A 23310-nucleotide genomic window follows, 5' to 3' on the forward strand; every position below is an offset into this window, starting at 1 on the left:
ATCACACAATGGCCACGATGCCACCGCGATGACAATCCGTCACCCCATCACGAAAATCTTGCCAGATCCCACTTCTCGACCAAGAGCCGCGCCTACTCCACCACCCTCGGCGACCTACGACAGGTGCGCTCCACCCACCGCGCCACCGAAGCACGCAAGCAGCGCGGCCTTCCGGTTCTCGGTGATGAGACGACGCTCGTGCTCGGGCACTGGCGCTTCGCCGGAATGGGCTACACCCCCGGTGAGGCGATCATGGCCGAACACATCCGGCACCGCGTCTCCCAGGCCCGTGCCATCGCGGCGAAACGGGAGGACGGTTGACCGTACCCCGACCGTCCGCCGATCGGCGGCTGTATCGCGTCAGCGAAGCCATGTACCTGCTCAGCATGAGCCGCAGCGTGATCTACGAACAGATCCGATCGGGCCGTCTGCGCTCGGTCACCCAGGGCCGTACCCGGCTCATCCCGGCCTCGGCCATCTCCGACTACGTGGCACTACTCGAACAGGAAGCGAGGGCATCATGACCACACGACGCAGCCGGGGAGACGGCGGCCTCCACTGGGACGAGAAACGACAGCGCTGGATCGCCACGGCCAGTCTCGGCCACGACCCGAGCGGCAAACGGGTCATCAAGCGCGGCAGCGGCAAGACCAAGACGGAGGCCAAGGCGAAGCTCAAGGAGGTGTTACGCGACTACGAGGACGGCCTTGCCATCGCCCCATCGGACTACACGGTCGCGCACGCCGTGAACGACTGGCTGACCTACGAACTCAGCAGGCGGGACACATCCACGGTGGAGACCGGCAAGATCCTTTGCCGGAACCACGTCATACCCGCGCTGGGAGCACGGAAGCTGCGCGACCTAAGTGCACAGGATGTGGACAAGTGGCTCGCCGACAAGGCCGCCACCCTCAGCACCAGCACCGTGCAGCTTCTCCGCTCCTACCTGAACCGTTCGGTCAAGCGCGCGATGGCGAGAGACAAGGTCAAGCGGAACGTCGTAGAGCTGTGCGCGGTCCCGAGAGGTAAGGAGGGCCGTCCCTCCAAGGCGCTCACCCTGGCCCAGGCGGAAGCCGTACTCAAGGCATCCGAGGGCAGCCGGATGCACGCCTACATCGTGGTCGCCCTGCTCACCGGAGCGCGAACGGAGGAGCTTCGGGCGCTGACGTGGTCGCACGTGGATCTGGAGAGCAGGCAGGACGAACAGGTGCCGCCGCATGTGGCCGTGTGGCGCTCCGTGCGGACCGGTGGAGACACGAAGACCCGGAAGTCCCGGCGTACGCTGGCGCTGCCTGATCACTGTGTGAAGGCGCTCATGACCCATCGGGAGCAGCAGGACAAGGACCGCGCCTCGGCGGGTGAACGATGGCAGGAACACGACCTCGTGTTCGCGTCGGCGGTGGGCACTCCGTTGGATGCGGCCAACGTGCGACGGGCCTTCCGACTGATCATCAAGGGTGCTGGCCTCGACCCGGCCCAGTGGTCGCCACGAGAGTTGCGGCACAGCTTCGTGTCCGTACTCTCCGACAGCGGCATCCCCCTGGAGGAGATCTCCCGCCTGGTCGGACATAGCAGTACAGCCGTGACCGAGCTGGTCTACCGGAAGCAGATTCGCCCAGTTATTCAGGGAGGTGCAGTCATCATGGACCGCCTTTTCGGCTCCTGACCTGATGGCAGGAACCCGAACGGCAAAGGCCCGTAACCACTCGACGTCTCCGCATCCACGCCGAGGCATGACGGCGAGGAAGAGGTGTCTGATCGCATCCCAACCAAGATCTAAAACTACTGTGAGTAACATCACCATCACACAGTGGCCACCCTGTCAACCCGCAGGAATGTGATCTCAGTCACGTGGATGTAACGTGACAAAACGGGATGTTCACATAACAACTAGTGGCATTTTGTCTCGAAATGATCAAGTTGCTGCGCGTGGTGGATCGCTACTTGTAATGAGGTTCGGCCCGCTCGGCGCTCGCCGACACGCCCTTGCCTGCCGTAGCCACTAGACTGCTGCAAGCACGAAAACCCCGGCTCCAGATGGGCTTGGGCGTGTGCCTAGTCATGTCTGAAGCCGGGGTCTGTCTTTCGTAGCAGAAGCGACCTTAGCAAATACCTGACGCCCTGCTGTGCAGGGGGTCAGATTTTGACTGGGCACCGGCGTGCTCGCACAGACAGAAAAGTTCTGTTTGTGGCTGTAAGGAGCAGAAAAATGCCGGTCCCTCTGGGAACCACCGCGCGTACCGGTGAGAAGTGCCCCGAGAGTGGCGTGTGGGAAGTCACCACGGCCCCCTCTACCACGGCGCCTATTGCCAAGAGCAACGTCATGCCGCCCTACAGCGGCCGGGCGGTCGTGTGGAAGCTCAAGCGCTACGCGTAGTGCATAGGAGTTAGAGCGCCAGCCCCAGGGGACTCAATGAGTCCCCTGGGGCTGCGTTCGTTTTGCTCAAGCTGGCGACGCCAAGTTCCTCGCAGCCGCTCACGCAGTCAGTACTTAATTCTGATAGTCACGCACTTAGACACGCAGAAGGCCCCCACGATCTTCGTGAGGGCCTCTGAGCTGGAGCCGCCTTGGGGAATCGAACCCCAGACCCCTTCATTACGAGTGAAGTGCTCTGGCCGACTGAGCTAAGGCGGCGTGCCATGTTTCACCACGGCCTACGGCAGTCTACAGGCTCTCGGGGCCTTCCCGCGCCCTGGAATCAGCTGATCTTGGGGCAGCGTGTTCCGTCCCTGGGAACGGTCAGATCGATCAGGTAGTCGTCCACCAGGCGATCCACGCACGCCGAACCGGTCAGGTAGGCGGTGTGCCCGTCACCGTCGAAACCGACGAGGACGCCGGAGGAGAGCTGGGAGGCGAGGGCCTCGGACCACTGGTAGGGCGTGGCCGGGTCGCGTTCGGTGCCGACGACCATGATGGGCGGGGCTCCGGGGGCGTCGATCTTCGCCCGCGGGCCTCCCTTGGCCGGCCAGTACGCGCAGGGCAGCGAGCTCCACATGACGTACGCCCCGAAGAGAGGGGCCTCCGCGGCCGACGCGCGGGCCGCCGCGGCGTAGGCGGCGGTGTCTCTGGGATAGGGGGCGTCGACGCAGTTGACGGCCAGGTTCGACTCGGTCTGGTTGGTGTACTCGCCGTTCGCCTCGCGGTCGATCAGCAGGTCGGCCAAACGGAGCAGGGTGGTGCCGTCACCCTTCAGTGCCTGGCCGAGCGCCTGGCGGAGAACCGGCCAGGCGTGCCGGTCGTAGAGCGGGGTGATCAGGCCGAGGGTGGTCCAGGCCTCGGTCACCGTACGGCCGTCGCCTGTCCTGTTGGTCAGGGGAGCCGTGTCCGCGCGGCGGAGCAGGGCGGCGATCTCCGTGCGGGCGGAGCCGACGGAGCCGCGGAAAGGGCAGTCGGTGGCCGCGAGGCAGTCTCCGAGGAAGGCGTCGAGGGCGACCTCGAAACCGCGTGCCTGCGCGGTGTTCAGCTCCAGCGGGCTGAGCGAGGGGTCCACGGCGCCGTCCAGGACGAGGGCGCGGACGCGGCCGGGGAAGAGGTCCGCGTAGACGGCGCCCAGCTGGGTGCCGTACGACTTGCCGAGGTAGGTGAGGCGGGAGTCGCCGACGGCGGCGCGCAGGAGGTCCATGTCCCGGGCGGCGTCGGCCGTGCCGACGTGCGGCAGGAGCCTGCCCGAGCGGGCCTGGCACCCGGAGGCGAACCGCCGCGAGCCCTCCTCCAGCATGGTGACCTCTCCCGGCGAGTCGGGTGAGCTGTCGAGGCCGACGTAGGTGTCCAGCTCGCTCGACGACAGGCATCGGACGGGCGCGGACCCGCCGACCCCGCGCGGGTCGAAGCCCACGACGTCGAAGCGGTCTCGCACCGCCTTGCTCACCGCCGTGCGGGCCCCTCGCGCGTACTGGACCCCGGAGGCGCCGGGTCCGCCGGGATTGAGGAGAATCGAGCCGATCCGGTCACCCGAGGCGGGAAGCCGGATCACGCTGATCTCGATCTTCTCGCCGTCCGGCTTGGCGTGATCGAGGGGAACGGGGAGCTTCGCGCACTCGAAGCCGTCCCCGCACTCGTCCCATGCGAGCGACGATCTTCCTACCTCGCCACCGCCCGTACCGCTGCCGGAACCGGCGTTGGCACCGGTTCCGGTGCACGCGCCCGCGAGCAGGGCCACCATCGCCAGTACGGCGACCACAGGGGATCTCACGCCTTGTCCGCTCCGTGAGGCGGGTCGTATGCCGATCCGGCATACGAGGTTCGGTCATGGAGCTCCCGACGCGGCGAATCCCCATACTTCTGAGGTGCACGCATCCGCTTCACCTTCTTAAGGCCGGAATGTCAAGATTGTGGGACACGGTCGTCACGCGCTCGGCAGGAGAGCCCTGTGTCCTCCGAATGGCCACCGGTGGCATCTTAGCCACCGGCCTGGCCCCGAAGGCTGTCCTTCACGGTCTGCTACACGAACATGACGATCGGCGAGCGGACGAGGCGTGCACCCTCACCGTCGAGGAGGCCTCATGTCCAGTAGAACATCCCGCCGGGATCCCAGCCCTCCCTGGCCTGCGGGGACTCTGATCTCGACCCTTGACGACAGGGGGCGTAACGAGCTTTTCAGCCTGGGTGAGTCGCAGCGTCACGAGCCCGGAGCGATCCTGATCCGGCAGGGTGACACTCGGTGCGATCATGTTCTTCTGCTCCGTTCCGTCCGGTCCGCGTCGCCCGCCTGCGCGAAGATCACCGCGATTCTCGACAACGGCGCCGAGGCGTTGCTCGGCATAAGACTGAGCGGTGACCTGGTGGGCGAGATGGCCACGCTCCGGGAGACGGACCGCTCGGCGACGGTCACGGCATGCACCCCGCTGGTGGCCTTCCGGATCCCCGCGGCCACGTTCTTCGCCTATCTCGACGAACGCCCCCGTCTGTGGTCCGCGCTGGCCTCCATGATCGCGGAGCGGCTGGAATGGGCCAACCAGCGCCGGCTTGAGTTCACCGCCTTCGATGTCCCGGTGCGACTGGCGCGGGTGCTCGGCGATCTGGCGGCGCGTCATGGATTCGCCGTCGCGGGCGGTACGGACCTCGGCATCAGGCTGTCGCAGCCCGAGCTGGGACGGCTCATCGGGGCGAAGGAGGCCGCGGTGCACAACGCGGTCCGGCTCCTCAAGAGGAACGGGTTGCTGCTGACCGACTACAGGCAGCTGGTCATCACGGATCTGGAGGCGCTTCACGCCTTCAGCACCGCGAACTGAGCTCGCCGCGGCGGTGCCCTGCGGCGACATGGTGACGCGGGGACGTGGTGTGGCGGGGACGTCGTGTGGCGGTGACGCGGCGTGGCGGGATCATCTCCATGCCACGACGAGCACCGTCAACGCTATCGCCGAGACGAGCGTCAGCCCGGTCCAGGGCAGCGCGCTGGACACGTGGCGATACTTGCGCTCGGCGATCCGAGCGAGGAGACGCGTCATCTCCCACGCCTCGTCGATCCTGGTCGCGATGTCCTCACCCACCGTCGGGGGCATGTGGCCGACGGCTCCGGTGATGCCGTATCGGCTCCGCGCGTCCGGCGGCCGCAGGCTCGGCCGGATGGTCTGGAGCATGTGATAGCCGGACACGAGAAAGCCCAGCACGAAGAGGCCCAGCAGCACGGCCCCCGCGACGAGACCGGCGTGGGTGAGTCTGGCGACACCTCCGACCTGGGCCGCGACCATCGCCGCGGCCCCCGCGTGCGAGACGGCCAGGACGCCCACCTTCCCGTCGGCATGCTGAACGTAATTCTGGAACGAGATCGTCACCGCCAGCGCACCATCTAGATCCTGATTCGTTAACTTGTGAGGCTTTTGTCGCATCCAGCGCACCGTTTCCCCTTGTCTCTTGGCATCAAACTCCAGGAAAGGGTGCGAAGAAGGTTCCGAGTATGTATTAATCCACCTTGGGGCTTATTCTCCATATTTGCTAGGGCCACATCCCCTACCAGTAGGGGATGTGGCCCTCGGCATTCCCTCATACTGATGGCTTCAAGCTGGATTTACTACCAGACCGTAAGGAACCGGAAGAATCCATGAAAAGCGGCGATTTCGGACGCGCCCTCATCATGACCAGCGATCTACGAGGATACGGACGAGGAGATAACAAACGCCACGAGGCCATGCAGCACGGCTTCGTCGACCTTCACAGAGGCGCGGCCGCCCAGGCGGGGCTCGATCGGCACCGGTGGGTGATCCAGCCGGGAGGCGACGGCGAGCTCGCGGTGCTCCCCGCCGACGAACCCGACCCTCTCGTCGTCGACCAGTACATACGCGCGCTCCACCAGGGACTCGTCGACCACAACGACGGCCTGGCGCCAAAAGAGCGGCTCCAGCTCAGGGTGGCTCTCGCCTTCGGCACCGCCTACCCGTCGGCCAACGGGTACGCCGGCCAGGCGGTCGTCGAGGCGAGCCGGCTCGTCGACTGGCAGCCGCTCAAAAAGATCTTCAAGATGAGAGAGGACATGAACATCGCCCTCATCCTCTCCCAACGAGTTTTCGAGGATGTGGTGCAGCAGGGACACACTTCCTACGGCGTGGGCGACTTCCACAGGGTGACGATTCAGGAGAAGGAGTTCTCCGGTTCCGCATGGATATGGAGTCCGGAGTTTAATTCTGGAGATCTGCGCCTCCTGTCCGATTCAACGAACACGGAAGCGGACACGCAAGCGGGCGCGAAAACGGACAGCCGGGCGGAGAGCATCGGAACCGGCACTTCCCAGCAGGCGGAAGTGATCAATAATCTGAGTGGTTCCATTGACGCGCGCCGCGCGGTCTTCGGGGTCGGCCGTAAATGACGACAGCGGACCCCCCTCCGGGCGACGATCCACCGGCCGAGCCTCTCCCCGAGCCGGAGCAGAAGGAACGGCAGGAGGAGGAACGGCAGCAGGCCGACCCGGACGAACCGGCCGCCGAGCGCGCCGACGAGGATTTCGACGAAGGTGCCCTCGGCCAGACGGCCACGGTGATCAACAACTTCTTCGCCGAGGTACAGGCGCAGAAGGCGACCTTCGGCATGGCGGGCGGCAGAACCGCGCGATCGACGTCGAGGCGGCTCGACGAGAAGGAGATCGATCACGCCCTCAGGCACTTCGTCAGGCCGCCGGGCTTCGACAGGGCCGTGACGGCCCTGCGCGAAAACCGCGTGGTGGTCCTCGTCGGGAGGGAGGGCATCGGCAAGTGGACGAGCGGTACCGCCCTCCTCGCACAGGTCAAGCTGCCCGCGGACAAGATCGTCGTCCTCTCTCCCCGCCGTGACCTGGACGACCTGCTGGCGACCTCGTTCAGGAAGGACCGCGTCTACTTCATCCACGACTGGATCAACGACAAGGCCGAGAAGGGCCTGCGGCGCTTCACCTTCGACACGCTGAGCGCCAAGCTGGCCCAGGCGGAGGCGCATCTGGTGATCACTCTCAACCGCGCGGAGGTACGTTTCGAGCTTGAGGCGTTCGAGATCGGATGGGAGCCTCCCGACTCCCTGAAGCTGCTCGACGCCCATGTCGGCACGGATCACCCCGCCCTCTCCGACGCCCAGGTCCGTGAACACGTCGCCGGACTGCGCTCCCCGCAGCGGGTCGTCGAGCTGGCCGAGCAGATGATCGGCGGCGCCCGGCACGCGCGGGAGATCCTGGCCGATCTGGACGGCAGTACCGTCGTCCAGTGGTTCGACGGCGAACCGAAACGCTCCGAGGTGCTGGCCGTCGCGGCCCTGGCCTTCGCGTACGGCATACCGGAGCGGGTCTTCGAGCGGCTCCTGGTGCGGCTGACGAGCATCGCGGACGAGATCGAGCGGCAAGGGGCCGAACGTGAGACGCGCCCGATCGGAGAGGACCTTCCGCAGAGCCGGAAGCTGTGGAACAGCCGGCACCCGCTGATCGGCGTATCCACCGAGGCGGGCGAGCCCAGGGTGGTCTTCTGCGGCCCCCGCCACCGCGAGCACGTGATCACCCAGCTCTGCCTGCGCTACGGGTACAAGGTGTGGGAGCCGTTGCGCGAGTGGATCCGCGAGCTGGCCGGGGAGCTCCCCGAGGTCCAGGTACAGGTCGCGGCGGGGCTCGCGCTGCTCGCGAGGACACGACCCGAGGAGGTCGGGGAGTCCTTCCTGCGGCCCTGGGCCGCGGGCCTGGTCCAGGAGCGGCTCACCGCGGCCAACACGCTCTCCATGATGTGCGTGGACGACGTCACCGCGGCCATCGCCTTCGGCACCGCCCTGAGCTGGGTGGAGAACGCCGGGCAACCGCAGGCCATGACCGCGGCCCTCGCCCTCGCGGGCGGCCTCTCCATCCGATATCCGGGTGAGGCCGTCGACTGGCTCTGGTACCTGTCGCTCCGCGGGATCCGGGTGAGCAACGTGGCCCAGAGGGCCCTGACGCTCCTGTTCCAGACCGCGGCGGAACGAGACGGTGAGGCGCTGACCGGCCTGCGGCTGCTCGCCAAGCACCTGGAGCGTGACCTCGGTGAGGGCATGCCACCGCGGTTGGCCAGGAGGGCCCTCGAAGCCGTGCTCGGCGTGCTGGAATCCGACCGGCTGGAGAGCGAGAGGCCACTCATGGCATGGCTGCTCCTGTCCCAGCCGTCAAGCGCCGAACCGATCGGCGTCCTGTGGGCATGGACCCTCCACAACGCCCACCACCGCGCGGAGGCGGTTCGGGCACTCTGCCGCACCCTTCAGGCCCTCGAGGAGCAGGACGGCGCCGTGGCCGCCGCGGAGGCGCTGGGCCAGGTGATCTGGGCGATCCTGCCCGGCGCCGTGTCGGTGCTGGTCAAGCGCGCGATCGATCGCGCCTGCGGCGAGACGCACGCGCGGTGGGATCCGCCGCTCGCCAAGGAGATCGTCCTCGCCCTGCTCAACGCGGGCACACGGCGAAGCCACCAATGACATCAAGGAGAACATCGATGCCCGCGTACAGCGAATACCCCATCGTGGAGGAACGCACCCTCCGGCCTCCCCAGCGGCGACTGGGACTCTTCCCCCGCCGCAACCCCGACGAGCTTCCCGAGACCCCGGTGGGAACGGTCCTCGTCTTCGCGCTGAACGGAGGCTACAAGGCGTACACGGAGGGCCAGCACCTGCGCGGGTCCGAGGACGCCGTCGTGGAGGCGAGATCCGTGAGCGTCGTCTACATGCGCAACCGGCAGGTCACGCTGGCGATCGAGATCCCGTCACGGGACATGGGCTACCAGTTCCTGCTGAAGGTCGCCTTCAGGTGCCGGGTGACCGACGCGGAGGCGGTCGTCTCCGCCGGTATCGAGAACGCCGCGGACGTGCTGACCAACCATCTCCGTGACGACGCGCAGCTGATGCGGCTCGGCACGACGCGGCCGATCGAGGAGGTGCACCTCCTGTCCGAGGAGGTGACCAACAGGGTCCGGGCCTATCTGGAGTTCTACCCTCCCCGGATCGACGGGCTGGAGGTGGCCCTGGTCAACGTCGACCTTCTCCCGCCCAACGACATCCTCGTCCACGGCCAGCGGATCAAACGGCTCAAGTGGGACGGGGAGAGCAAGGAACTGGAGTCGGCGATCGAGAACCGTGACGTCGCCAGGATCGAGGAGATCTTCAAGCGCGGCGCCGAGGCCACCGTGGCGTTCGGCGTCAGCCGGGAGCAGCTGCTGATGACCGACGCCGTCGGCATCACCCGCGAGGCGCGGGAGAACCGGATGAAGGCCCTGTCCGACCTGATCAACGGGATGCCCGACGGAGCACTGGACTTCCTGCCCATCGACACCCACAGGCTCATCGAGAGGATGGTGACGTCGGTCACCGGGGACAGCCTGTTCGCCGAGGCGCCGAAGGCCGTGGAGCCACCCGCGCCGGGCGCCGGCAGGTCGTTCCAGAACGGGCACGACGGCCCGCGCAGGATCGGCCTGGAGGACCTCGATGACTGACGAGGCGTCACCCGGCAGGCACTCGAAGGCCCCGCCCGCCGAGCCGGGCGGACGACTCGACCTGGGACGACGGCTCAGGGTCCTGTCCGGGGTCGACGAGGAGATCCTGGACCAGGTGCCGCTGGAGCGGACCCGGTACGTGGGTCTCGGCGGCGTGGTGCTGGGCACGGCGGTCGTCGCCGGGATCTCGATGTGGTTCGCCCTGAGCCAGGTTCTGGGCGGCTCCCACATCGGGCTGGTCGTTCCCACGGTGATCTGGACGCTCATCGTGCTCAACCTCGACAGGTGGCTCGTCTCGACCGTGACCGGTATCTGGCAGCGCAGGCTCCTGATGCTGGTCCCCCGCCTGCTCGTCGCCGTGGTGCTGGGTTTCGTCATCGCCGAGCCGCTGGTCCTGAAGGTGTTCGAGACCGCGGTGGTCCAGCACGTCCTGGACGGACGCCAGGACGCCCGCAACGCGGAGCGGGCCCTGCTCCTGAGGTGCAACCCCCAGGAGCCCTCCGGCGCGCGGGACCGGCGGGGGTGCGAGGACGCCGAGCTCCTGGCACCGGCCGCCGAGTCGGACGCGACCAGGCTGCGTGACCTGGAGCGCGACGCCGACAAGCTCCGCACCCGGGTCAACGCCGACAACGCGCGACACGACAGGCTGCTCACCCAGGCCACGAACGAATGCCAGGGAGTCAAGGTGGCGGGCACGAGCGGCAGGAAGGGCGCGGGACCGCTCTGCGAACGCCTGGACGCCGCGGCGGCGGCCTTCGCCACCCGCAGCAAGCTGGCCGAGAACCAGAGGAGACTCCGCTCCCTGGACGACCAGGTGTCCACGCTGCGCGGACCTCTCGCCGACAAGCGGGCCGACTTCGGGCAGCGGGTCGAGGCGGACGTGCGAAAGCGGGTGGACGCGATGCCCGGCGCGGACGATCCCGTCGGGCTCCTGGAGCGCATGCGGGCGCTGCACGAGCTGACGGCCGAGAACCCCTACCTGTTCGGGGCGAGCTGGCTGCTCCGGCTGTTCCTGATCCTGATCGACTGCCTGCCCGTCCTGGTCAAGCTCATGGGAGGCACGACCACCTACGACCGGATGGTGGATCGCGCGAACCGTACCCAGGAGAGGATCCACGAGAAGCGTCTGCAGTTCAGCGCGGACGGGCGCGTCGGCGAGCTGGAGCTCCGGGCTCACCGCGACGCGGAGGACCGCCGGCGGCGGCGCCAGCTGATGGACATCGACAGCAAGGCCGCCGACGCCGAGGCACGCGCCGCGGTGGAGGCCATGATCAGGCGCCGGACGGAGGAGATGGGTTTCCAGGGCGTCAAGCACGTCATCAGGGAGGAGCGACGCAACGGCTCCCACCCGCACATCGACCTGACGGGCTCCCAGAACTGACGGGCACCCTGAAACGACAGGCACCCGGAACCGACGGGCACCCTGAAACGACGGCCGTCCCGGGCCGGTGGTCATCCCCGCGGCGAGGGCCCTCTCCGGGGCGAGGGCCCTCGCCGCGGACTCACCAGGTGAGTCCGCGGACGGCCCTCGACGGCCCCGGTCATCTCCCCTCCGGCCCGCCGTCGGCGACCTTCACCGCGTCCCCGTACGCCGCGTCGTGCTGCTTGCGGGGGGAGCACACCGACGCCGAAGGGCACGCGCAGCGGCGGCCGCCGTCCTCCAGGCGGACCACGACGGAGTCGGAGGGTACGTTGCGCCCCACGACGGTTCCCGCCCCCTCGGGGGTGTCGACCTTCAGCCCGACGCGGGGCATCCTGCTGTGCGCGTCGAGATAGAGAGGGTGCTCGTACTTCAGGCAGCACATCAGCCGCCCGCACGCCCCCGCGATGCGCAGCGGGTTGACCGGCAGGTCCTGGTCCTTGGCCATGCGGACGGAGACCGGTTCGAAGTCCTTGAGGAAGGTGGCGCAGCACAGGTCGCGGCCGCAGGGGCCGATGCCGCCCTGCAGGCGGGCCTCGTCGCGGGGGCCGATCTGGCGCAGCTCCACCCGGGCGCGCAGGTTGCGGGCCAGGTCACGGACGAGGGCGCGGAAGTCGACCCGCTGGGGGGCCGAGAAATAGACCGTGTAGACGTTCTCGGCGTCCGTGTAGTCGACGCCGACGACCTTCATGGGCAGCGTGTGCCGCTTGATCAGGCGCTTGGAGACGCTGCGGGCCTCGGCGCGCCGCCGCTTGTTGCCCTCGTCGCGGGTCAGGTGCTCCTCGTTCGCGATGCCCGCGCACACCGGCAGCCCGCCGACCTCCTCGCTCGTCCACTGGGGCGCCCAGACGCACTCGGCCACCTCGGGCCCGGCGTCGGTGGGGACGAGCACCTTGTCTCCGACCTTGGGGCTGTGCTCACCGGGATCGAGGTAGTACAGCCTGCCGTAGCGGGTGAAACTCACCGCCATGATCATGCCCATATGGCTCCAAACCTGGGGGTACGGCTCGTGCTCACCCTACGCGTCATACCCGGGGACGCGGATAGCCGCCCGAAGACCAGGAAGACGAGGTAACGCCCGGCGGCGCGGCACCGCACGGGCCCCCGTCGAGCACCGCCGAGCACCGCCGAAACCCGTCGAGCACCGCCGAGCGGACGCACGCCGGCGCCCTGCCGGGATCGCGCGGCCGGCGCCCTCCCGCGCGGGTCGGAATCGGGGGTTCCTCCCGAAGATGACGGGGGCACGTCACGGAGACGCCCCGCCGGGCCGTCCGCCGCTTCGGTCAGCGACCGAGTTCGGCGAAGGACTTCTCCCAGCGGGAGACGATCATGGAGATGTCGTAGTTCTTGGCCGTCTGGAGGGCGTTGTCGGCCATCCGGAGGCGGCCCTCCTCGTCGTCGATCATCTGGATCAGCCCGCCGGCCAGGGCGTCCACGTCGTCGGCGGGGACCAGCAGCCCGTTGACCCCGGAGGTGATGATCTCGCGGGGGCCCCGGGGGCAGTCGAAGCTGATCACCGGCACCCCGGAGGCGAACGCCTCGATGATGGTCATGCCGAAGCCCTCGAAGCGGGAACTGACCGCGTGGATCGAGGCCTTGGCGAGCTCGCCCTCGATGTCCCCGGTGGGACCCATGAACGTGACGTTGTTGTGCAGGCGCAGCTTGACGGCCTGCTTGACCAGCTTGTCGCCGACCCGCCCCTCGCCGTAGATCCGCAGCTTCCAGTCCGGGCGTTCCTTGGCCACCCGGACGAACGCCTTCAGCAGCCGGTCGTACCCCTTGACCGGCACCAGCCTGCCCGCGGCCAGCACGATCCGGTTCTCCTGCCGGGAGCGCGGGCGCGGCCCGCCGGGCAGCCCGTTGCCGATGGTGAACACCCGGGTGGGCGATCCGTTGAGCATCTTCCGGTAGTCGTGCTCGTCCGCCTCGGTGAGGGTCACGACGGCGTCGAGCTTCGGGTACCAGGTCCGGATCTCCTCGAAGATCCCGGGCTGGTGGGCCTCGAAGTGCAGGTGCTCCTGGGCGATCGTGAGTACCCGTTTACGGGTGTATCGCGCGGCCATGATGTTGAGCCCCGCGCGGGTGGTGATCAGCACGTCGCTGCGCAGCCTGCGCAACTCGCGGACGAGAACCTCGTCACTCCAGGCACTGAAGGAGGCGTACGCGCGCTCCTCGGGGTGGATCAGCGCGCTCTCCTGCGCGCTCAGCCGCTCGGCCTTCTTCGTGTACGGCCAGCGGACCCTGGCTCCCTCCCTCAGGTCCACCAGCGAGCGCAGGCGAACCTGCGAGCCCAGCGGCAGAAAGGGGTTGTCGGTGTGCTGGAAGACGCTGACGATCTCGACCTCGTGCCGCTCGGACATGGCCGTGGCCAGGTCGAAGGTGGCGCGGATGGTCCCACCCATGCCGTAGGCGTTGAGGATGAGAAAGGAGATTTTCACGAGCTCTCCTCCTCGATGCTGAGCGCGACGGCGAGGCTGTCGGTCTCGGTGTAGTACGGCCGGACCCTCACCTGCCCGACACGCTGGGCAGGAAAACGAATTTTGGTCTTCTTGTCCGTTATGTCATCAAGGCGGGTCGCCAGCGGCAGCCGGGTTCCGGAGATCTCCGCGTAGAGATCCCAGAAGACCCGGCGGCGCACCTGATTCTCGGCCATCGGCGCGATCTCGACCCCTCCCTCGAACCACCGCCCCTGGAAGCTCGCGGGCCCGCTCACGGGCTCCGGTCCCCGGCGGGCCACCGCCACGAGCCTGGCCGCCCCCCGGATCGGCTCGCCGTACGCGACGGCGCCCTCGACCTGGATCACACCGTCCTCCGCGGTCACGCGGATCACCTCGACGTACGGCTCGACCTCGCGGACCCGCAGGCCCAGCGTGCCGAGGGAGGTACGGAACGCCCTGATCTCCCGGTTGCGGGGGGTCTCGGCATAGGACCACAGCCCGTCGAGCGAGAAGCCCGGGTCGTCGGTGGCGACGGGCTCGCCGCCGCGCGACGCCATCCAGACACCCGAGGACAGCGTCGTCAGGTCCGTGGCCCCGCACTCCTCACCGGTCTCCACGTGCCGCAGGACGATCCCCGCGACGTTCCCGTCGTTCCCGGTGTTTCCGTCGATCGACTCCGGCCACTCGATTCTCAGCGTGTCGTCGTTGCCCACACGGCTCGTGACGGCCCGCCCACTCACGGACAGGCTCACCCCGTGGCGTGCCCCAATGCTCACCAAGAGTCCCCCGGTCTTCTCTGCTCATCCCCGTAGAGCAGGACACTGCCCACTGATTTATGACGAAATAGCTTATTTTTGCCTGTTAATCCTAACGACACACACTCATACTTTGAGGTGACTTAGCGATGAATGGTTCCATGTAATCGGAAACAGACGGTTAGTGACCACTTGGTACGGCCGCCATCCGTCTTCTCACCAGCCGATATCCGCTCATCCGGCTCCGGGAAAACTCTGAAGTGTCCGATACCGGCCAGAGCTGACCCCCTGAACTCCGTCCCCCGGTGGGCCATGAGACGCTCACCCGAACCGTCGCGTCGACCGGCCGGAAACCTCCCCGATCGTCGTGATAGAGCACGGCCGACTGGACACCGTCCTCCGCGTCGAAACGCACGATCTCGGCGGTTCCGGGCACGAAGGAAAGGCGGCCTCCACCCGCCCTCTCGACGATCCGGCCGAGCACCGCGACAAACGAGCACCACGACAAACGAGCACCGCGACAAACGAACGCCACGACGAACGAGCGGCCGTCGGGCTCGGCGCCCCGGACGGTCACCGCCCCCACGGCCACCAGCGGCACGGCCACCGGCGGCACCACCCAGGACCGGGCCGTCGCGACGTAAAACCAGGCCCCGCACGACGCGGAAGCGCGACCGGTTCGGAAACGAGCCGGAACCGGCCCGACGTGAAAGCCCGACCGGTTCAGAGCCGGGGCCGGTGCAGCGAGATGGTCATCGACTCGACCGCCATCTGCGGGCTGACGTTGGACGCCAGCCGCACCCGGCAGCGCATGATCGCGTCGATCCTGCGCAGGGTGTCCTCCGGCGTGGAGGCGCGGGCCAGATCGTCCAGGTCGGCGCGGCGGTCCTCGCTGGCCAGCTCCACGTGCGCGCCGAACTGCACCGCCAGCACGTCGCGGTAGAACGCCACCAGGTCGAGCAGGGACGCGTCGATGACGTCGCGCTTGGTGCGGGTCGCCCGGGACTTCTGCCGGTCCTCGAGATCCTTGAGCGCCCCGGCACCGCCGCGGATCAGGCCCCTGTTGAGCCCCTTGCCCGTGGAGCCCTCGCCGTAGGCCTGGCGCAGCTCGGTGATCTCCGACTCGTTCAGCACCGCGGTGACCGCGGCGGCCTCGTCCTCGGCGGTCTTCACCAGCCGCTCGGCGGCCATCACGCACTCCCCGACGCCGGTGAGCGACCGGGGGATGGACAGCACCGCCTCGCGGCGCGCACGCGCCTCCTGGTCCATGGCCAGCCTGCGGGCGCGGTCGACGTGCCCCTGGGCGGCCCTGGCGGCGAACTCCGCCATCGCCGGCGGCACGTTCTCTCGCGTGGCCAGCACGTGGGCGACCGCCGCGGTGGGCGGGGTGACGAGCGTGACGAGCCGGCAGCGGGACCTGATGGTGATCATCATGTCGTCCGGGGAGGGCGCGCAGAGCAGCCACACCGTCTTCGGCGGCGGCTCCTCGATGGCCTTGAGCAGCGCGTTGGAGGCCCCCTCGGTCGCCCGGTCGGCGTCCTCGAACAGCACGACGCGCCAGCCGCCCAGCGTCGGTGCCCCGGCCGCGCGCAGGATGAGCCGCCGGGTGTCCTTGATGCCGTACGAGAGTCCCTGCGGGCGGACGATCTCCAGGTCGGGGTGGGAGCCGACCGCCACCTGGTGGCACATGTCGCAGTGGCCGCACCCCTGGTCGGGGCAGAACAGCGCGGCGGTGAACGCCCGCGCGGCCTCCTCGCGCCCGGACCCGGGCGGCCCGGTGAACAGCCACGCGTGGGTCATCCCCGCGCCACGGCCCCCGGCCAGCATGTCGGCACCGGCCGCCGCCGCCCGGCGGAGCGTCGCGGAGGCCCGCTCCTGCCCCACAAGATCATCAAAGACTCCCACGCCCCCCAACCTACCGCCGGGAACGCGGGCTCAGTCGCGGATCGCGCTCCTGCCGGTACGGTACGAGCGCACCGTACCGGCTACCGCCACGCGGGCTCAGTCGCGGATCGCGGGCATGGTGCCGGTGACGTCCTCCGACTCCCTCGGCACCGGATCGGGCAGGATCTCGCGGACCCGGTCATGGATGATCAGGGAGATCTGGCTCTGTGGCAGCGTCCCGTCGACGACCAGGTAGCGGTCGGGCTCGGCGGCGGCCAGCGCCCGGAACTCGCGGCGGACGCGCTCGTGGAACTCCAGCGGCTCCGACTCGATGCGGTCGGCGGCCCCGCCCAGCCGGGCCAGACCCACCGACGGCGGGGTGTCGATCAGCACCGTGAGGTCGGGGACGAGCCCGCCGGTGGCCCAGCTGTTGATCCTCGTGACGTCCTCGGCGTCCAGCGCCCGGCCCGCGCCCTGGTAGGCGAGCGAGGAGTCGACGTAGCGGTCGGAGATCACCATCGCCCCCCGGTACAGAGCCGGGCGGATGACCTTCTCCACGTGCTCGGCCCGGTCGGCCGCGTACAGCAGCGCCTCGGACCTCGCGGACAACCCCTGGTGCACCGCGTCGAGCAGGATCGCCCGCAGCCGCATCCCCACCTTGGTCGAGCCGGGCTCACGGGTCTGCACGACGTCGAAGCCCTGGTCACGCAGCCAGATCGCCAGCAACCTGGACTGGGTGGTCTTCCCCGACCCCTCGCCGCCCTCGAACGCGACGAACATCCCGCGCCCCTGCTCGGCGCTCTCGGGGGCGAACCGCTCGCCGCGCACCGCGGCGAGCAGGTCGACGAAGATCGAGACGCCCCTGCGGTCGTCCATCTGCCGCAGCGCGACGATCCCGACGATCACCGCGAGCAGCCCGCCGACCAGCAGCACGAGGTTCGAGCCGTCGAACCGGTAGACCGGATCCTGGCCGACCCTGATCTGGCGCTCGCCGAACAGGCCCGCCAGGGTCGGCGCGACCGCGACCACCAGCAGCAGGGTCACCCGGGCGAGCGACTGCAGGAAGGAGAACGTACGGCCGCGCAGGTTGTCGTCCACCTCCAGCCCGATCATGGTGTAGCCGATGATCCAGGCGATTCCCGCGCACGCGCCGAGCAGCACGGTCAGCAGGACGACGATCACCAGGTTGTGGACGAGCGCGATCGCGACGAGAACGAGCCCGGCCACCACGATCGCCAGGCCGAACAGCCTCCGCCGCGACAGCTCCCTCAGCAGCTTGGGCCCGAAGAACATGCCCGAGGCCATACCGACGAAGACCGCGCCGAAGACCACGCCGTACGCCGCGTCGCCGCCGCCCAGCGCGTCCACGTAGATCTTGGCCACCCCGACCACCGCGCCACCGGCGGCGAACGCGCCCAGCATGCCGATGATCAGACCGCGGATCAGCCGGTTGCCGCCGACGAACCGCCAGCCCTCGAAGATCTGCCGCAGCACCGACGGCGGGGAGGCGGCCCGCGCGCCGCTCTTCGGGATGTCCTTGAGCGAGAAGATGATGACGGCCGAGACCAGGTACGCGAGCGCGTTGATGAACAGCGCCAGGTAGGTCTCGCGCTGGGCGAGGAACGGCACCAGCCTGCCCAGGAAGTCATCGGCGACCGACAGCAGCGCGAACAGCAGCGCCGCGACGGGCGCGGTGCCGTACGTGACCAGGAGGTTGAGCTGGTTGGCCTCCTCCAGCCGCTCCTTGGGCACCAGGTTGGGCACCGTGGCGTCCTTGGCCGGGACCCAGAAGAGGTTGACGCACTCGACCAGGAACGTGGCGACGATCACCCACTGGTAGCTGCCGATCAGCGGGATCGACAGCACCAGCGCGAAGCGCAGGAGGTCGCAGAAGAACATCGTCAGCCGCCGGTCGAACCGGTCGGCGAACGCGCCCGCGAGCGGGCCCAGCAGAATGGCCGGGAGCATCTTCGCCACGAAGACACCGCCGATGGCCAGGCTCTGGACCTTGTAGCCCTGCGCCGCGGTGAGGTTGCCCGCCAGGGCGGTCAGCGCCAGGAGGTTGAGCCAGTCTCCCAGGCTGCACACCGACATCGCCGTCCACAGCTTGCGGAACGGGGCGTTGGCCAGCACGTGGGGGGGCTTGCGTCGCGCGGTGCTCCGGCCAGGGGTGGTCATAGTGTCAGCGTATCCAGATGCTCGCTGGGCTGGGGAAAACACCAGCCAGGCGGAAATGCCCGGCTGCCCGTCGCATGAGGGTAATACGTCCGCCCCGCGCCTCGCAGGTCGCACCCGCGAAAAGAAGCGCCCGGTACGACTGTTTCCAGAGTTACCTGTCGCGGACTTCCAGAAGGGTGATCTCGGGGGGTGCGCCCACCCGGACCGGCGGCCCCCAGAAGCCCGCGCCCCGCGTCACGTACACCTGGGTGCCGTCCACCTCGCCGAGGCCGGAGACGACCGGCTGCTGCATCGGGACGACCAGGTTGAAGGGGACCATCTGACCACCGTGCGTGTGACCGGACAGCTGCAGGTCCACCCCGTACGTGGCCGCCTGGACGGCCTGGACCGGCTGGTGGGCGAGCAGGACGGTGGACCGGGAGCGGTCGCGGTCGCCGCCCAGCGCCCGCTCGAAGTCGGGGCCGTCACCCGAGGCGACGCCGCCGAGGTCGTTGACCCCGGCGAGGTCGAGCACGGCTCCCCCGTGAGCGATCTCGACGCGCTCGTTGCCGAGCGGGCGGATGCCGAGCCCGCGCAGCTCCTCGATCCACTCCTGCGGGCCGTTGGCCGTGTAGTACTCGTGGTTGCCGGTGACGAAGTAGGCGCCGTATCGGGATTCGAGGTCCTTCAGCGGCCGGGCCAGCGGGCCGAGCTCGGCCACCGTGCCGTCGACCAGGTCACCGACGACGGCGACCACGTCGGCCTCCAACGAGTTGATCATGCGGACGATGCGCCGGGTGTGCTCCGTACCGGTGAGCGGGCCCAGGTGGATGTCGCTGACCACCGCGAACCGCAGGCCGCTCAGGCGCGGATCCAGCCTGGGCAGCACGACCCTGACCGGTTCGATCACCGGGTCGCCCAGGGCCGTCCTGACCCCGAACCCGACCGTGCCCAGCGCCCCCGCCCCGGCGGTGACCGCGGCCGTACGGGCGATGAACAGCCTCCTGCTCATCCCGGCAGGGCCGTGCGGCCCGTCCGGTCCCCTTCCGCCGCGCCGCGCGCCCCCGGCACCCGGAACGACGATCACACCGCCGATCTCGGTCTCCCCCTCGGACACGGACTCCGCCTTGGCCGCGGACCGGTCCGCGGCATCGGGCCGGACGGCCGACACCGGCTGAGCGGCCACGAGCGCGGCCAGCTTCTCCCGACGGGCGGCCACCCCCGGCGGAACCGTGCGGCGCTCCGCCCTCCGTTCCACCCCGCGCAGGACCATCAGGGCCACGCCCCGGGGAATCTCCAGAACGACCAGGACCACGAAGAGGTAGAACATCACCGCGATCCAGAAGAACCCCGGCCACGCCAGGAAGTGCCCCCACTCGCTGCGGGAGGCGACCAACGTCACCGGGGCGAGCACGGCCAGGCCGACGAGGACCCACGTCAGCACCCGGCGGGTCCGTCCGGGCCGCGTGGTCGAGCGGATCAGACGGTGCCACAGGTAGAGGTGGACCAGCGTGACCGCGCAGATGACCAGTGACACGAAGCCCACGATCGACATTGCCTCTCCCGCTCGCCCACCGGCCGTTCCCGGCGCGTTCCGAAGAACGCCCGGGACGGCGAATGCGTTCCCAGAACCCTGGAAACACCGGAAACAGGCGTCAGGCCTTCGCCTTGGCCCTGGTGGTGGGACGCTTGGGCGCCGGGCCACGGGCACGGCGGTCGGCGAGGAGTTCGGCGGCGCGCTCGGTGGTGATCTGCTCGACCTCGTCACCCTTGCGCAGGGAGGCGTTGGTCTCCCCGTCGGTGACGTAGGGACCGAACCGCCCCTCCTTCACCACGATCGGCTTCTTGGAGACGGGGTCCTCGCCCAGCTCACGCAGTGGCGGCGCGGCCGCGGCCCGCCTGCCCCTGGCCTTGGGCTGGGCGAACAGCTCCTTGGCCCGGTCGAGGGTGACCGTGAACAGCTCCTCCTCGGACGCCAGGGAGCGCGAGTCGGTGCCCTTCTTGATGTAGGGCCCGAACTTGCCGTTCTGGGCCGTGACCTCCTGGTCGTCGATCGCCCCGAGCACCCTGGGCAGCGAGAGCAGGAGCAGGGCGTCCTCAAGCGTGATGGTGTCCAGGGACATCGTCTTGAGCAGCGATCCGGTGCGCGGTTTGGGAACGTCGGCCTTCTTGGTCTTCTTCTTGCCCTCGGCCGGCGGTGCCTCCTCCGGCAGGATCTCGGTGACGTACGGGCCGTAACGACCGTCCTTGGCCACGATCACGTGCCCGGTCGCCGGGTCCTTGCCCAGCTCCCGGTCACCCGTCGGGCGCGAGAACAGCTCCTCGGCCATCTCGGCGGTGAGCTCGTCGGGAGCCAGGTCCTCCGGCACGTTCACCCGGGCGCCGTCACGGTCCAGGTACGGGCCGTAGCGGCCCACCCGGATCATGATGTCGGTGCCCCTGATCGAGAACGAGCTGATCTCCTTGGCGTCGATCTCGCCGAGGTCGGTGACCATCTCCTTCAGGCCCTCGTCGCCCTCCACGCCGAAGTAGAACCGGCGCAGCTCCGGCAACCGCTCCGCCCTGTCGTTGGCGATGTCGTCGAGGACCTTCTCCATGTCGGCGGTGAAGTCGTAGTCGACGAGGTGGCCGAAGTGCTGCTCCAGCAGGTTGACCACCGCGAACGCCAGGAAGGACGGCACCAGGGCCGTGCCCTTCTTGAAGACGTACCCGCGGTCGAGGATCGTTCCGATGATCGACGCGTACGTCGACGGGCGGCCGATCTCCCGGTCTTCCAGCTCCTTGATCAGCGACGCCTCGGTGTACCGCGCGGGCGGCTTGGTGGCGTGCGCCAGCACGTTGAGGGCGGACGCGGTGAGCGGGTCGTTCTCGGTCAGGTTCGGCAGGCGCTTCTCGGCGTCGTCCCTGTCGGTGGACGGGTCGTCCGCGCCCTCGACGTAGGCCTTCAGGAAGCCGTGGAAGGTGATGGTCCGCCCGGAGGCGGTGAACTCGACCCGCTCGCCCGAGCCGGACGTGCCGCCCACCTTGACGGTGACCGACTCGCCGACCGCGTCCTTCATCTGGGAGGCCACGGTCCGCTGCCAGATCAGCTCGTACAGGCGGAACATGTCACCGCTCAGCCCGGTCTCGCCCGGCGTGCGGAACTCCTCGCCCGAGGGACGGATCGCCTCGTGCGCCTCCTGCGCGTTCTTGACCTTGCTGGTGTAGACGCGCGGCTTGTCGGGCACGTACGCCGCGCCGTACAGCTTGATGGCCTGGCTGCGGGCCGCCGCGACGGCGGTCTCCGACAGCGTGATGCTGTCGGTTCGCATGTAGGTGATGAAGCCGTTCTCGTACAGGCGCTGGGCGACCTGCATGGTCGACTTCGCGGAGAAGCCCAGCTTGCGGCTGGCCTCCTGCTGCAGCGTGGTCGTCCTGAACGGCGCGTACGGCTTGCGGGTGTACGGCTTGCGCTCGACGGACTTGACCTTGTACGAGACACCGGCCAGGCGCCCTGCCAGGGCGTGGGCGGCCTGCTCGTCCAGGTGAAGCACATCGGCGTTCTTGAGGGTGCCGTTGCTCGCGAAGTCACGGCCTTGGGCGACGCGCTTGCCGTCCACGCCGGTCAGCGTGGCGGTGAACTCGTGCGGGACCTCGTCGCGGCCGGTGTCGAGCAGCGCCTGCAGGTCCCAGTAACTCGCACTGGTGAACGCCAGGCGCTCGCGCTCGCGCTCCACGACCAGCCGGGTCGCCACCGACTGCACGCGCCCGGCGGACAGGCGGGGCTTGACCTTCTTCCACAGGACCGGGCTGACCTCGTAGCCGTAGAGGCGGTCGAGGATGCGCCTGGTCTCCTGGGCGTCGACCAGCCTCAGGTTCAGGGTGCGGGGGTTGGCCACCGCCTCCTGGATCGCCCTCGGGGTGATCTCGTGGAACACCATGCGGTGCACCGGGACCTTGGGATTGAGCACCTCACGAAGGTGCCAGGCGATCGCCTCGCCCTCGCGGTCCTCGTCAGTGGCGAGATAGAGCTCGTCGGCGTCCTTGAGCAGCTGCTTGAGCTTGCTCACCTGTGCCTTCTTGTCGTGGTTGACGACGTAGAGCGGCTCGAACTCGTGATCCACGTTGACGCCGAGGCGTGCCCAGGACTCCCCCTTGTACTTCTCCGGGATGTCGTCGGCCTTCTCGGGGAGATCGCGAATATGCCCGATGCTGGACTCCACGACGTAGCCGCGGCCGAGGTACCCGGCGATGGTCTTCGCCTTGGAAGGCGACTCGACGATCACCAGGCGGGTTCCGCCGGCGTTGCCGTTCTTGGCTGGCACGCTGCTTCCTACCTCGCTGTTCGCATTCGTTCCCCGTTTTCTTCCCCTCGGGTTACCCGGTCTCAGCCGGAGACACTCCCAAGAGAAGCCGCAAGGACGCAGAATAAAGCCCTATGAGTGTCGACGTCCCCCAGCTCACCCTCGGAGACTAATCGCTGTGCTCGACTACTCCTACTTGGTTCTCCACCTTCCGCGTGGCACATCCCGGGACGCAGCCCGGCGGATACTGACCGAACATGCAGAATACGGCGACTGGGAACTCGACCGCCTGCGACTGTATCCCGACGGCCGCCGGGACGTCCGACTGCGCCGGAAGATCATACGCGTGACCAGGACGATGTGACCCCGGACATGGCTTTGCCCGCCCCGGGCCGCGCCCCCGGAACGGGCAAAGCTTCCATGCCTCGCCAGGCGAGCGGACGCCGCGCCACAGGGGCGCGGCCGTCCTGTCTCACCGC

At 68.6% G+C, this 23310-nt stretch carries 19 protein-coding genes and 1 tRNA gene; 10 read left to right on the forward strand and 10 right to left on the reverse strand.

What is annotated here, in order from left to right:
- The 4 genes from ACSDR0_RS38905 to ACSDR0_RS38920 form a co-directional block, all read left to right on the forward strand.
- The coding region (locus ACSDR0_RS38905) for a replication initiator (RefSeq protein ID WP_435293963.1) at positions 1 to 321 on the forward strand (321 nt) is incomplete at its 5' end.
- A complete protein-coding gene (locus ACSDR0_RS38910; RefSeq protein WP_435293964.1) occupies positions 318 to 524 on the forward strand; it encodes a helix-turn-helix domain-containing protein in 207 nt (68 codons plus the stop codon). The genes ACSDR0_RS38905 and ACSDR0_RS38910, both read left to right, overlap by 4 nt.
- Positions 521 to 1666, forward strand: coding sequence for a tyrosine-type recombinase/integrase (locus ACSDR0_RS38915; RefSeq protein WP_435293965.1), 1146 nt, complete (start codon positions 521 to 523; stop codon positions 1664 to 1666). The genes ACSDR0_RS38910 and ACSDR0_RS38915 overlap by 4 nt, the downstream gene beginning before the upstream one ends.
- A 543-nt stretch (positions 1667 to 2209) precedes the next feature.
- Positions 2210 to 2377: a hypothetical protein gene (locus tag ACSDR0_RS38920; RefSeq protein ID WP_435293966.1), complete on the forward strand. Its 168-nt coding sequence runs from the start codon at positions 2210 to 2212 to the stop codon at positions 2375 to 2377.
- A gap of 181 nt (positions 2378 to 2558) precedes the next feature.
- On the opposite strand, the gene ACSDR0_RS38925 is transcribed toward ACSDR0_RS38920, so the two are convergent.
- A tRNA-Thr gene (locus tag ACSDR0_RS38925) sits at positions 2559 to 2635 on the reverse strand.
- A gap of 64 nt (positions 2636 to 2699) precedes the next feature.
- Positions 2700 to 4163 (reverse strand): alpha/beta hydrolase, encoded by a 1464-nt coding sequence (locus ACSDR0_RS38930; RefSeq protein ID WP_435293995.1) that lies wholly within the window; start codon positions 4161 to 4163, stop codon positions 2700 to 2702.
- 340 nt (positions 4164 to 4503) lie between these two features.
- Between ACSDR0_RS38930 and ACSDR0_RS38935 the strand changes: the two genes are divergently transcribed.
- Entirely contained in the window at positions 4504 to 5232 is a 729-nt protein-coding gene (locus ACSDR0_RS38935) for a Crp/Fnr family transcriptional regulator (protein ID WP_435293967.1), read from the forward strand.
- A gap of 90 nt (positions 5233 to 5322) precedes the next feature.
- On the opposite strand, the gene ACSDR0_RS38940 is transcribed toward ACSDR0_RS38935, so the two are convergent.
- Positions 5323 to 5775 carry a hypothetical protein gene (locus tag ACSDR0_RS38940; protein ID WP_435293968.1) on the reverse strand — a complete coding sequence of 151 codons (453 nt, stop codon included), beginning with the start codon at positions 5773 to 5775 and terminating at the stop codon, positions 5323 to 5325.
- A gap of 266 nt (positions 5776 to 6041) precedes the next feature.
- Here ACSDR0_RS38940 and ACSDR0_RS38945 point away from each other — a divergent pair, with 266 nt between their 5' ends.
- The 4 genes from ACSDR0_RS38945 to ACSDR0_RS38960 are packed head-to-tail and all read left to right on the forward strand — an operon-like array spanning position 6042 to position 11275.
- On the forward strand, positions 6042 to 6803 hold the full coding sequence (locus ACSDR0_RS38945) for a hypothetical protein (protein WP_435293969.1): 762 nt from the start codon (positions 6042 to 6044) through the stop codon (positions 6801 to 6803).
- A complete protein-coding gene (locus ACSDR0_RS38950) occupies positions 6800 to 8884 on the forward strand; it encodes a hypothetical protein (RefSeq protein ID WP_435293970.1) in 2085 nt (694 codons plus the stop codon). Before ACSDR0_RS38945 ends, ACSDR0_RS38950 begins: the two co-directional genes overlap by 4 nt.
- Before the next feature lie 17 nt (positions 8885 to 8901).
- Positions 8902 to 9894, forward strand: a complete 993-nt coding sequence (locus tag ACSDR0_RS38955; protein WP_435293971.1) for a hypothetical protein — start codon at positions 8902 to 8904, stop codon at positions 9892 to 9894.
- Positions 9887 to 11275 (forward strand): DUF4407 domain-containing protein, encoded by a 1389-nt coding sequence (locus ACSDR0_RS38960; RefSeq protein ID WP_435293972.1) that lies wholly within the window; start codon positions 9887 to 9889, stop codon positions 11273 to 11275. The genes ACSDR0_RS38955 and ACSDR0_RS38960 overlap by 8 nt, the downstream gene beginning before the upstream one ends.
- Before the next feature lie 160 nt (positions 11276 to 11435).
- On the opposite strand, the gene ACSDR0_RS38965 is transcribed toward ACSDR0_RS38960, so the two are convergent.
- The 7 genes from ACSDR0_RS38965 to topA form a co-directional block, all read right to left on the reverse strand.
- Entirely contained in the window at positions 11436 to 12284 is an 849-nt protein-coding gene (locus tag ACSDR0_RS38965) for a PSP1 domain-containing protein (RefSeq protein WP_435293996.1), read from the reverse strand.
- 313 nt (positions 12285 to 12597) lie between these two features.
- Positions 12598 to 13752, reverse strand: a complete 1155-nt coding sequence (locus ACSDR0_RS38970) for a glycosyltransferase family 4 protein (protein ID WP_435293973.1) — start codon at positions 13750 to 13752, stop codon at positions 12598 to 12600.
- The gene (locus ACSDR0_RS38975) at positions 13749 to 14528 is read right to left on the reverse strand and encodes a hypothetical protein (protein ID WP_435293974.1); all 780 of its coding nucleotides are present in this window, start codon (positions 14526 to 14528) and stop codon (positions 13749 to 13751) included. The genes ACSDR0_RS38970 and ACSDR0_RS38975 overlap by 4 nt, the downstream gene beginning before the upstream one ends.
- A gap of 702 nt (positions 14529 to 15230) precedes the next feature.
- Positions 15231 to 16412 carry a DNA polymerase III subunit delta' gene (locus tag ACSDR0_RS38980; RefSeq protein ID WP_435293975.1) on the reverse strand — a complete coding sequence of 394 codons (1182 nt, stop codon included), beginning with the start codon at positions 16410 to 16412 and terminating at the stop codon, positions 15231 to 15233.
- A gap of 96 nt (positions 16413 to 16508) precedes the next feature.
- A complete protein-coding gene (tmk, locus tag ACSDR0_RS38985) occupies positions 16509 to 18569 on the reverse strand; it encodes a dTMP kinase (protein ID WP_435293976.1) in 2061 nt (686 codons plus the stop codon).
- A 151-nt stretch (positions 18570 to 18720) separates the two neighbouring features.
- Positions 18721 to 20103: a metallophosphoesterase gene (locus ACSDR0_RS38990; RefSeq protein ID WP_435293977.1), complete on the reverse strand. Its 1383-nt coding sequence runs from the start codon at positions 20101 to 20103 to the stop codon at positions 18721 to 18723.
- A gap of 100 nt (positions 20104 to 20203) precedes the next feature.
- Positions 20204 to 22852 (reverse strand): type I DNA topoisomerase, encoded by a 2649-nt coding sequence (gene topA / locus ACSDR0_RS38995; RefSeq protein ID WP_435293978.1) that lies wholly within the window; start codon positions 22850 to 22852, stop codon positions 20204 to 20206.
- Here topA and ACSDR0_RS39000 point away from each other — a divergent pair.
- Positions 22779 to 23195 (forward strand): DUF5703 family protein, encoded by a 417-nt coding sequence (locus ACSDR0_RS39000; protein WP_435293979.1) that lies wholly within the window; start codon positions 22779 to 22781, stop codon positions 23193 to 23195. The genes topA and ACSDR0_RS39000 overlap by 74 nt on opposite strands.
- Positions 23196 to 23310 lie beyond the last annotated feature (115 nt).

Source organism: Streptosporangium sp. G11, assembly GCF_051192615.1.
Classification (GTDB): domain Bacteria; phylum Actinomycetota; class Actinomycetes; order Streptosporangiales; family Streptosporangiaceae; genus Streptosporangium.

What these genes read in the sequence shown, in the direction of transcription:
- ACSDR0_RS38955 (WP_435293971.1), top strand. Translation starts at nt 8,902, where the DNA reads ATGCCCGCGTACAGCGAATACCCCATCGTGGAGGAACGCACCCTCCGG.
- ACSDR0_RS38960 (WP_435293972.1), top strand. Translation starts at nt 9,887, where the DNA reads ATGACTGACGAGGCGTCACCCGGCAGGCACTCGAAGGCCCCGCCCGCC.
- ACSDR0_RS38930 (WP_435293995.1), bottom strand. Translation starts at nt 4,163, where the DNA reads ATGGTGGCCCTGCTCGCGGGCGCGTGCACCGGAACCGGTGCCAACGCC.
- ACSDR0_RS38935 (WP_435293967.1), top strand. Translation starts at nt 4,504, where the DNA reads ATGTCCAGTAGAACATCCCGCCGGGATCCCAGCCCTCCCTGGCCTGCG.
- ACSDR0_RS38945 (WP_435293969.1), top strand. Translation starts at nt 6,042, where the DNA reads ATGAAAAGCGGCGATTTCGGACGCGCCCTCATCATGACCAGCGATCTA.
- ACSDR0_RS38915 (WP_435293965.1), top strand. Translation starts at nt 521, where the DNA reads ATGACCACACGACGCAGCCGGGGAGACGGCGGCCTCCACTGGGACGAG.
- ACSDR0_RS38950 (WP_435293970.1), top strand. Translation starts at nt 6,800, where the DNA reads ATGACGACAGCGGACCCCCCTCCGGGCGACGATCCACCGGCCGAGCCT.
- ACSDR0_RS38965 (WP_435293996.1), bottom strand. Translation starts at nt 12,284, where the DNA reads ATGGCGGTGAGTTTCACCCGCTACGGCAGGCTGTACTACCTCGATCCC.
- tmk (WP_435293976.1), bottom strand. Translation starts at nt 18,569, where the DNA reads ATGACCACCCCTGGCCGGAGCACCGCGCGACGCAAGCCCCCCCACGTG.
- ACSDR0_RS38920 (WP_435293966.1), top strand. Translation starts at nt 2,210, where the DNA reads ATGCCGGTCCCTCTGGGAACCACCGCGCGTACCGGTGAGAAGTGCCCC.
- ACSDR0_RS38990 (WP_435293977.1), bottom strand. Translation starts at nt 20,103, where the DNA reads ATGTCGATCGTGGGCTTCGTGTCACTGGTCATCTGCGCGGTCACGCTG.
- ACSDR0_RS39000 (WP_435293979.1), top strand. Translation starts at nt 22,779, where the DNA reads ATGGTCTTCGCCTTGGAAGGCGACTCGACGATCACCAGGCGGGTTCCG.